The organism is Escherichia sp. Lx600-2 (genome assembly GCF_036662595.1).
GTDB classification, from domain to species: Bacteria; Pseudomonadota; Gammaproteobacteria; order Enterobacterales; family Enterobacteriaceae; genus Escherichia; species Escherichia coli.
This window is the reverse complement of sequence record NZ_JAYQWM010000112.1, coordinates 1-9,457: the sequence shown is the minus strand read 5'-3', so window position 1 is coordinate 9,457 and position 9,457 is coordinate 1. Positions and strand designations below refer to the sequence as shown.

Sequence of the window (9,457 nt, the reverse complement as noted above, 5' to 3'; positions counted from 1 at the left end):
AAGACGGGAAGTTTCGGCCCTTACGGATGCCCGGAAAACCTTAGCGTACGATTTTTTCCGAATTCTGCGGGCTCCCCTATCTCATCTGCGCAAGGCAGAACGTGAAGACGGCCGCCCTGGACCTCGCCCGCGAGCGCCAGGCGCACGAGGCCGGCGCGCGGACCCGCGCCACGGCCCACGAGCGGACGCCGCAGCAGGAGCGCCAGAAGGCCGCCAGAGAGGCCGAGCGCGGCCGTGAGGCTTGGACGCTAGGGCAGGGCATGAAAAAGCCCGTAGCGGGCTGCTACGGGCGTCTGACGCGGTGGAAAGGGGGAGGGGATGTTGTCTACATGGCTCTGCTGTAGTGAGTGGGTTGCGCTCCGGCAGCGGTCCTGATCAATCGTCACCCTTTCTCGGTCCTTCAACGTTCCTGACAACGAGCCTCCTTTTCGCCAATCCATCGACAATCACCGCGAGTCCCTGCTCGAACGCTGCGTCCGGACCGGCTTCGTCGAAGGCGTCTATCGCGGCCCGCAACAGCGGCGAGAGCGGAGCCTGTTCAACGGTGCCGCCGCGCTCGCCGGCCTGCTCCTCAAGCACGGCCCCAACAGTGAAGTAGCTGATTGTCATCAGCGCATTGACGGCGTCCCCGGCCGAAAAACCCGCCTCGCAGAGGAAGCGAAGCTGCGCGTCGGCCGTTTCCATCTGCGGTGCGCCCGGTCGCGTGCCGGCATGGATGCGCGCGCCATCGCGGTAGGCGAGCAGCGCCTGCCTGAAGCTGCGGGCATTCCCGATCAGAAATGAGCGCCAGTCGTCGTCGGCTCTCGGCACCGAATGCGTATGATTCTCCGCCAGCATGGCTTCGGCCAGTGCGTCGAGCAGCGCCCGCTTGTTCCTGAAGTGCCAGTAAAGCGCCGGCTGCTGAACCCCCAACCGTTCCGCCAGTTTGCGTGTCGTCAGACCGTCTACGCCGACCTCGTTCAACAGGTCCAGGGCGGCACGGATCACTGTATTCGGCTGCAACTTTGTCATGCTTGACACTTTATCACTGATAAACATAATATGTCCACCAACTTATCAGTGATAAAGAATCCGCGCGTTCAATCGGACCAGCGGAGGCTGGTCCGGAGGCCAGACGTGAAACCCAACAGACCCCTGATCGTAATTCTAAGCACTGTCGCGCTCGACGCTGTCGGCATCGGCCTGATTATGCCGGTGCTGCCGGGCCTCCTGCGCGATCTGGTTCACTCGAACGACGTCACCGCCCACTATGGCATTCTGCTGGCGCTGTATGCGTTGATGCAATTTGCCTGCGCACCTGTGCTGGGCGCGCTGTCGGATCGTTTCGGGCGGCGGCCGGTCTTGCTCGTCTCGCTGGCCGGCGCTGCTGTCGACTACGCCATCATGGCGACGGCGCCTTTCCTTTGGGTTCTCTATATCGGGCGGATCGTGGCCGGCATCACCGGGGCGACTGGGGCGGTAGCCGGCGCTTATATTGCCGATATCACTGATGGCGATGAGCGCGCGCGGCACTTCGGCTTCATGAGCGCCTGTTTCGGGTTCGGGATGGTCGCGGGACCTGTGCTCGGTGGGCTGATGGGCGGTTTCTCCCCCCACGCTCCGTTCTTCGCCGCGGCAGCCTTGAACGGCCTCAATTTCCTGACGGGCTGTTTCCTTTTGCCGGAGTCGCACAAAGGCGAACGCCGGCCGTTACGCCGGGAGGCTCTCAACCCGCTCGCTTCGTTCCGGTGGGCCCGGGGCATGACCGTCGTCGCCGCCCTGATGGCGGTCTTCTTCATCATGCAACTTGTCGGACAGGTGCCGGCCGCGCTTTGGGTCATTTTCGGCGAGGATCGCTTTCACTGGGACGCGACCACGATCGGCATTTCGCTTGCCGCATTTGGCATTCTGCATTCACTCGCCCAGGCAATGATCACCGGCCCTGTAGCCGCCCGGCTCGGCGAAAGGCGGGCACTCATGCTCGGAATGATTGCCGACGGCACAGGCTACATCCTGCTTGCCTTCGCGACACGGGGATGGATGGCGTTCCCGATCATGGTCCTGCTTGCTTCGGGTGGCATCGGAATGCCGGCGCTGCAAGCAATGTTGTCCAGGCAGGTGGATGAGGAACGTCAGGGGCAGCTGCAAGGCTCACTGGCGGCGCTCACCAGCCTGACCTCGATCGTCGGACCCCTCCTCTTCACGGCGATCTATGCGGCTTCTATAACAACGTGGAACGGGTGGGCATGGATTGCAGGCGCTGCCCTCTACTTGCTCTGCCTGCCGGCGCTGCGTCGCGGGCTTTGGAGAAATTCTTCAAATTCCCGTTGCACATAGCCCGGCAATTCCTTTCCCTGCTCTGCCATAAGCGCAGCGAATGCCGGGTAATACTCGTCAACGATCTGATAGAGAAGGGTTTGCTCGGGTCGGTGGCTCTGGTAACGACCAGTATCCCGATCCCGGCTGGCCGTCCTGGCCGCCACATGAGGCATGTTCCGCGTCCTTGCAATACTGTGTTTACATACAGTCTATCGCTTAGCGGAAAGTTCTTTTACCCTCAGCCGAAATGCCTGCCGTTGCTAGACATTGCCAGCCAGTGCCCGTCACTCCGCGGTCTTCACTGCGTGATCGAGTTGATCGACACCCGCCGTGACACGCTCCATGAAGTGCCTGCCTGCGTCTGTTAGCCGAACGCCCCGCGCATGGCGCTCAAATAGCAGGACACCAAGGTTATCCTCCAGCGCTTTCACACGCGCGCTGACGCTCGACTGGCTGATACCAAGTGCCTTGGCCGCATGCCGAAAATTCAGATGCTCGGCGACGGCGATGAACTGAACAAGGGAAATGAGCGGTATCCTGCCAGACAGGATACCGACATTCACGAGGTTTCGATGGTTAGTGCGCCGCATCGGAGCGGGCCTGCTACCAGTCGTCGGTTAGACGACTGGCGACTTCTCGGTGGCAGCCCCACGGAGCCGAAGGAGCACCAGCCCCAACGAAACCAGTACCGCCATCGCCGTGGCGTAACAGATCACGGGCCACGCTGTGTCACCGTTTAAAAGTGCCACCGCCAATGTCCCGACAATGCTGACTATCAGGCTTTGAACGCAGAAGTAGAACGCGACCGCTGATCCCGCGATGTCGTCGAACTCTGCCAAAGCGCCGTTCGCGGTAACGGACACCGTGAAGACAATACCGACCGCGACAACCCACATCGGTAGGATGAAGGTGAGGAATGACGGCGAGCCGTAAAGTTCGCCGATCCCCAACAGGACCGCTCCGCAAACAAGCAACGCCATCCCACGCGCCACGCATCCTGCGATGCCCCATCTGGCGACAAAGGACTTCGCGAAACGGGTTGTCACGATCATTACAAGCGCGACAGTGGCGAAGGCAAAGCTGAATCCGATCTCGGAATATTCCGCTTGGCCTATGAGCACACGGGGAGCCGTCGAGAAGAAGACGAAGTAGGTGCCCATACCGGCGCTAAAGCCGACAGTGTAAACCCAAAAAGCCGGACTCGCGAAGATCGGCAAGACAGATCGGCGCGTCTTGACTTGATCCAGAGGGCGGGTTTCGTGCCACCTGAAACCCGCATTTAGGAGTGCGAGCATCGCCAGTATAGCCAAAGTAATGAATATCGCCTGCCATCCCAAGAACTCGCCGATCCATGCTCCGGCGATAGGGCCGAGCGCAGGCACGAACGCCAGCACCGAACTGAAAAGGCCGTAGATGACGACACCCTCAGGACGGTTGGCATAAACGTCGCGAACCGTCGCGAACGTCGCCACCAGCATGGCCGACGCGCCCACTGCTTGAAGTAGACGGAAAGCGACAAAGGCCGGTGCAGTTGAAGACCAAGCTGCTCCCAGAGACGCAATGACGAAAGCCGTTGCGCCCGCAAGTAGAATTGGCCGTCGCCCGATTCTGTCTGAGAGCGGACCAAAAATCACCTGGCCCACGCCGAGCATCACCATATAGAGGCTCAACGTGAGTTGGATCATAGCGGGCGTCGTGTTCAGGATGCCGGGCATCGCTGGAACGACAGGGAGATAAATATCCATCGCCAGTGAAGCGAGGATGTCGAAAGGAGCCATCAGCAGCAGTGCTGCCGGCAGCGTATAGGCCCACGCGGGGCGTGTGGTGGTCATGACGAATCAACCCTCGATTAAGGAATACCGGGCGACGTCTGCTCGTCAGCAATCAGATGAGACTAGCCTTACAGAGCGCCGCAACAACAATACTGGTTGTTGCGGCTTACTTGTCTGCTGACTTGGAATTTCCCATCTGATTACTCCACGCTTACGAATATGAATTGCTACATTTTATCCGATTATCTTTTGCTTCGCAATGCGGCATGGGCGCACTCAGCGTTCCAGCCCCCTCTGCCGCCCTAACTGCCACGACACCGACCCGCCCTGCACGATGCCCATAACCTCGCGGCCGAGTTGGCGGTCGATGATCGGCCGCCACGGGACAAGGGTGAACTCATGGGATTTCTCGACCACGGCGAACTTGCCGCTCGATAGATGCACGGTTCCGGTAAACTTGCCGCTGACGCTCTCGCCGTCCGTGGCGGCGCGGAACGGCAGGCCCTTACTCAAAGCCATATCCGATCCGACGCCGACTACCTCGCGCTCCCGCAGGATGGCGAGAAGGTTGCGCCGGTAGAAGACGCGGCTGTCCCGGCTGCGGGTGGCGTCGCCCTGTTCGATATGGTGCTCGCGGCGCTGGTCCATGGCTTCGCGGACTTGTTGCCCGAAGCCGGTTGGCGCAAGGTCGGCCGTCTCGCCGTGGATCAGCCGCCGGTCCAGCCAGGTCGCGCCGTCCGATCCGATCTGTTTGTTCAGATCGACCGGGGAAAGGACGCGAACGCTGGCCTGACTGTCTCGGCCGGCGTCATGGGCGGCGGCACGGCTGACCAGATCATCGGGGATGCGCCATTGGTCGGCGTCGATCCGCTCGACGATACCGGCCCGGCGTAGCGCCTCCAGCCGGCGCACATGGGCATCGACATAGCCCTCATAGTCGCCGCCTGGAACGCGGCACGTATAGGAAGAATAAACGCCCTTTTCACCCAAGTCCAACAGCTTTGGACCGCAGTTGACTCTTTCGACACCCCTGCGATGCAACCCAATCCGGCTGACGGGGAGCCAGCAACGCTGAAAATTTACCCTCCTCTTTCCCACTAGCGGCTCCTTTTCCGACAACCAGCACGGCGGATCCCTGCCGCGGCGCTGTGAACGCAGCATTTTGATTGGTATCGTTGGCCTTCAGGCTCGTCAGTCAAACAGACCCAGGAGCAGCTCAGCCGGTGGCGCCCGGCTTTCGGGTAACGCCCTGGTCCCGCTGGTTTCGGCTTTGTGCTTCAGGTGATCAAGGATCTGCTTGATCACTATAGGGTCTTCAATGCAGGCGATGACTTTCATGGCGCCGCCGCAGCCGCTGCAGGTCTCGATGTCGATATTGAAAACACGCTTGAGCCGTTGCGCCCATGTCATCGACGCTCGCCGTTGTGCTGGTGTTGCCGGTTCATCAGCCACCCTGACCTTGTTGCCCCTGCCCCGTTTTGCCGGCGTGACCAACGCCCGGTGCCGACTGTTGGGTGCGAACACCCCGTGGAAGCGGGTTAGGTTGACTCTGGGCTTCGGTACCAGGGCGGCCAGCCTTGCAATGAAATCCAATGGTTCGAAAATGACGTGCGTGGTGCCGTCCCGGTACGGCGTCTTGAGCTGGTAGCGCACGTTGCCGCCTCGTGTTAACGACAGCCGCTTCTCGGATACCGCCGGGCGGCTGATGTACCGGCACAGCCGTTCGAGCTTCTTGCGTTCATCGGCCCTGGCCGCCACGCCGGCGTGCAGGCTGGACCCGGCTACCTTGCCAATCCCGTCACCGAACGGATCACCACTGGTCGGCAGAGTTTGCAAAGTGAACACCTTTCGCCCCGCCTGTGAACCGACAGCGATACGGTAAGTGATCGAGTGCCCCAGCAGGGGTGTCATCGGGTCGTCATCCACCGCATCCGAGGCCAGATAGCTGTTTTCGACATCCCGTTCCAGCAGGCCTTGCCGTTCCAGATAGCGACCCACCCGGTGGGCGATGGTGTGCGTCAGCTGGGTGAGCTCTGGGCTGGTCGGCGCCTTGACCCAGCGGAAACGCGCTGAGCCGTGGGATTGCTCGACATACACACCGTCGAGAAACAGCATGTGGAAGTGAACATTCAGATTGAGCGCCGATCCAAAACGCTGGATCAGGGTGACCGCGCCCGTCTTGGCCACTTGGTGGGTATGGCCCGCTTTCTTGACCAGGTGCGTGGCAATGACGCGGTAAACGATGCCCAGCACCCACCCCATGATCTCGGGCCGGCTGGCAAACAGGAAACGCAGCTGAAACGGGAAGCTCAACACCCACTGACGCATGGGTTGTTCAGGCAGTACTTCATCAACCAGCAAGGCGGCACTTTCGGCCATCCGCCGCGCCCCACAGCTCGGGCAGAAACCGCGACGCTTACAGCTGAAAGCGACCAGGTGCTCGGCGTGGCAAGACTCGCAGCGAACCCGTAGAAAGCCATGCTCCAGCCGCCCGCATTGGAGAAATTCTTCAAATTCCCGTTGCACATAGCCCGGCAATTCCTTTCCCTGCTCTGCCATAAGCGCAGCGAATGCCGGGTAATACTCGTCAACGATCTGATAGAGAAGGGTTTGCTCGGGTCGGTGGCTCTGGTAACGACCAGTATCCCGATCCCGGCTGGCCGTCCTGGCCGCCACATGAGGCATGTTCCGCGTCCTTGCAATACTGTGTTTACATACAGTCTATCGCTTAGCGGAAAGTTCTTTTACCCTCAGCCGAAATGCCTGCCGTTGCTAGACATTGCCAGCCAGTGCCCGTCACTCCCACTCAATAGTTGGCACAAAGTCCTATTCTAGGCACTACCATTACTTTACAACGCCTGAAGAAAAGAGGATATGTTTCCTTAACTGAATTACATTTACAACTTAACCCATCTCTTTGCGAACCGCCGAGTACGTGACCCGTACGCTCGGTGGTGTGAGAGGCGCACTCCGTCAGTTACTGGCGGAGCCGTCTACTCGATTATGTGCCGTTTTATTCCATTTTATACATTTAACAATTGCTGAAACGTAAAGTCGGGTTTAAACATTTCAATTTCGTTTTGAGTTGATTCTTCTTGTGCTTCTTTGCCATAGATAAACATTTGCTGTTCATAATTTTCAATAGCCTCTTCAATGCTGTTAAATTTCCCATTGGTCAGATTATCCGACAATATCAAGGCATCCATCAACCCGCTGTTTACGCCTTGTCCTGCAAAAGGAGGCATCAAATGAGCAGCATCTCCAATCATCGTTATGGGTAATGGACGCTTACTTTTCCAAGACTTACCTAAGGGAAATATTCGTGTCGCTAACCCTACAAAAGATGATGTCACACGAATCAGTTCTTTGTAGCGTTCGTCCCAATCGGAAAATTCTTTCAGAAGAAAATCAACGACACTATTTCTGTTTTGAAAATCTACCTGCGTTTGGTTTTTCCATTCATCAGGTGTTTTAAAACTTATTCCAAAATGCAATGCACCATTATTATTAGGATTCGCAAATAATAAATTACCTTGATGAGCAGCCATTAGCCGGTTTCCATTGCATAGCTGAAAAAATCCAGGACAGTTCACCTCTGGATGATGAATATCGGCTTGTATATTGAAAGTACCTGTTTCTTCAACTTCCGTGTCGGTAACAAATTTTCTTACTTTAGACATTCCACCATTGGCAATAATAACCAGATCTGCTGTTTCACTCGGTTTATTCTCAAAAGTTAGTGTCCACTTCTTCTTACCAGGTTCAAGCATAACAAGTTTTCTATCCCAAATAACCGTGTCGTTTTCTAAACTATTCAACAAGATAGCCCTTAAGTCATTTCTGTTTATTTCAGGATTGTCAAATCGATTTTCGGGCTTTACATTTTTTGTGGATAAAATATTGCCTTTTTCATCAGCAATATTTACACCCATTGGTAAGGCTAAGTCATAATAAGTTTGTAACAATCCCGCTTTTTTCATTGCTTCCTGACCTGAACCTTTGTGTAGGTCAAGGGTTCCACCAAAAATTCTTGCCTCTCGGTCGTTGTCTCTTTCGTAAACTGAAACGTCTATGCCGTTTTGCTGTAATAATTTTGCCATAGTCAGTCCAACGGGTCCACCACCAATTATTGCAACGTTCTTATCACTAAGTAAATTCATTTGTTTTTCTTTATTGCTCATTTATATGTTTTTCAATTCCGTCAATTATTGTTGTCCAATCTTCAAAGTGCAATTCGTGTCCTGTTCCTTCAAGAGTAATTAATTTCGTATTTTGTATTTTCTCAATTAATACACCAGCGTTTTTATAGTGCCAAATTTTGTCATCTGTTCCGTGAATTATCAAGGTTGGTTGATTTACTTCATTTAGTCTATTCCAATATTCTTCACTACCTTGCAATGTAGCGTGATTGAACATACTTATATAATTGTTTGCTCTATTGAACTCAGCTCTTATCAGCTTTTCACTTCTTTGTTTATCAAATTGTTTCTTGCCGCACATTAATTCTGCACCCTGAATTAAATAGTTTACCACACTGTCTTCATTTGACCAATCGACTGTGCCTGCTTTACCATGGAAATCTAAAATACGTGTGTCCATCTCAGGAATAGTTGGGTCCGAGTCTCCCCAAGGGCCTGTAGACATAAGTGTTAATGAGCTAACTCTATCGGCAAACTTTATAGCTGCTATTTGTGTAATTAGCCCACCTAATGACATACCCACAAAATGTGCTTTGTCTATTTCATAGCCGTCCAAAATTGCAATGGCATCATTTGTTAAGTCAACAATGTCGTATGGTGCTGAACCCGGCTCATAATTAGTGGATTTTCCTACATCTCTGTTGTCGTAACGAATAACAAAAAATCCTTTTTCAGATAATTGTTGGCAAAATTCAGTGTCCCAATACAGCATTGATACGGTTGCACCTGCTACCAAAAGGATTGCTGGATTTTTCTTATTTCCAAAACTTTCCGTACAGAGTTCAATGCCGTTTGTTTTAATTATTTTCTCTTTCATTTCTGTTTTCCTTTGTTTGCAACTGATTATTATCAGTCCTAAAATTAATATCCAAAGTAGTTTTTTTTTCATTTATCAATGTTTAACTGTTATGCTGGTATCTTTCACAATGCCCGCTAACTTATATATATACGAAACATTCTACTCTATTTCATACCCATATGGCAAGATAGGCGAATGTTTTTACTATTTTATTTCGCATTTTGAATTTCTCAAATATAAAAATTATTTTAACATTTTAGTACTTATAGTGCTTAATTATTTATGTTTCAAATCTTATGAAATCATATAATAGGCACTGTTGCAAAGTTAGCGATGAGGCAGCCTTTTGTCTTATTCAAAGGCCTTACATTTCAAAAACTCTGCTTACC

8 protein-coding genes and 1 pseudogene are annotated in these 9,457 nt (G+C 54.1%); 1 reads left to right on the top strand and 8 read right to left on the bottom strand.

All coding sequences use genetic code 11. The annotated features are described in order from the left end of the window. Positions 1-375 precede the first annotated feature (375 nt). Entirely contained in the window at positions 376-1,011 is a 636-nt protein-coding gene (gene tetR(A) / locus OQV04_RS21910; RefSeq protein WP_039045916.1) for a tetracycline resistance transcriptional repressor TetR(A), read from the bottom strand. A gap of 105 nt (positions 1,012-1,116) precedes the next feature. On the opposite strand from tetR(A), the gene tet(A) reads away from it, so the two are divergent. Then, on the top strand, positions 1,117-2,316 hold the full coding sequence (tet(A), locus tag OQV04_RS21905) for a tetracycline efflux MFS transporter Tet(A) (RefSeq protein WP_000804063.1): 1,200 nt from the start codon (positions 1,117-1,119) through the stop codon (positions 2,314-2,316). Here tet(A) and OQV04_RS21900 read toward each other — a convergent pair. From OQV04_RS21900 to estT, 7 genes and pseudogenes are all read right to left on the bottom strand, one after another. Beyond that, positions 2,262-2,471 (bottom strand): annotated as a pseudogene (locus OQV04_RS21900) (IS91 family transposase); the annotation flags it as partial. The gene tet(A) and the pseudogene OQV04_RS21900 sit on opposite strands and share 55 nt — an antisense overlap. Positions 2,472-2,582: 111 nt before the next feature. Next, positions 2,583-2,888, bottom strand: a complete 306-nt coding sequence (locus OQV04_RS21895) for a LysR family transcriptional regulator (RefSeq protein ID WP_001255015.1) — start codon at positions 2,886-2,888, stop codon at positions 2,583-2,585. A 27-nt stretch (positions 2,889-2,915) separates the two neighbouring features. Continuing rightward, positions 2,916-4,130: a chloramphenicol/florfenicol efflux MFS transporter FloR gene (gene floR / locus OQV04_RS21890; RefSeq protein ID WP_058657119.1), complete on the bottom strand. Its 1,215-nt coding sequence runs from the start codon at positions 4,128-4,130 to the stop codon at positions 2,916-2,918. Between the two features lie 216 nt (positions 4,131-4,346). Beyond that, entirely contained in the window at positions 4,347-5,231 is an 885-nt protein-coding gene (locus OQV04_RS21885) for a DUF3363 domain-containing protein (RefSeq protein ID WP_012728215.1), read from the bottom strand. Positions 5,232-5,261: 30 nt separating this feature from the next. Next, positions 5,262-6,755: an IS91-like element ISCR2 family transposase gene (locus OQV04_RS21880; RefSeq protein ID WP_001120888.1), complete on the bottom strand. Its 1,494-nt coding sequence runs from the start codon at positions 6,753-6,755 to the stop codon at positions 5,262-5,264. Positions 6,756-7,093: 338 nt separating this feature from the next. Next, positions 7,094-8,251 carry a tetracycline-inactivating monooxygenase Tet(X4) gene (locus OQV04_RS21875; RefSeq protein WP_094309310.1) on the bottom strand — a complete coding sequence of 386 codons (1,158 nt, stop codon included), beginning with the start codon at positions 8,249-8,251 and terminating at the stop codon, positions 7,094-7,096. Then, positions 8,241-9,086: a macrolide hydrolase EstT gene (estT, locus tag OQV04_RS21870; protein WP_164538741.1), complete on the bottom strand. Its 846-nt coding sequence runs from the start codon at positions 9,084-9,086 to the stop codon at positions 8,241-8,243. The genes OQV04_RS21875 and estT overlap by 11 nt, the downstream gene beginning before the upstream one ends. Positions 9,087-9,457 lie beyond the last annotated feature (371 nt).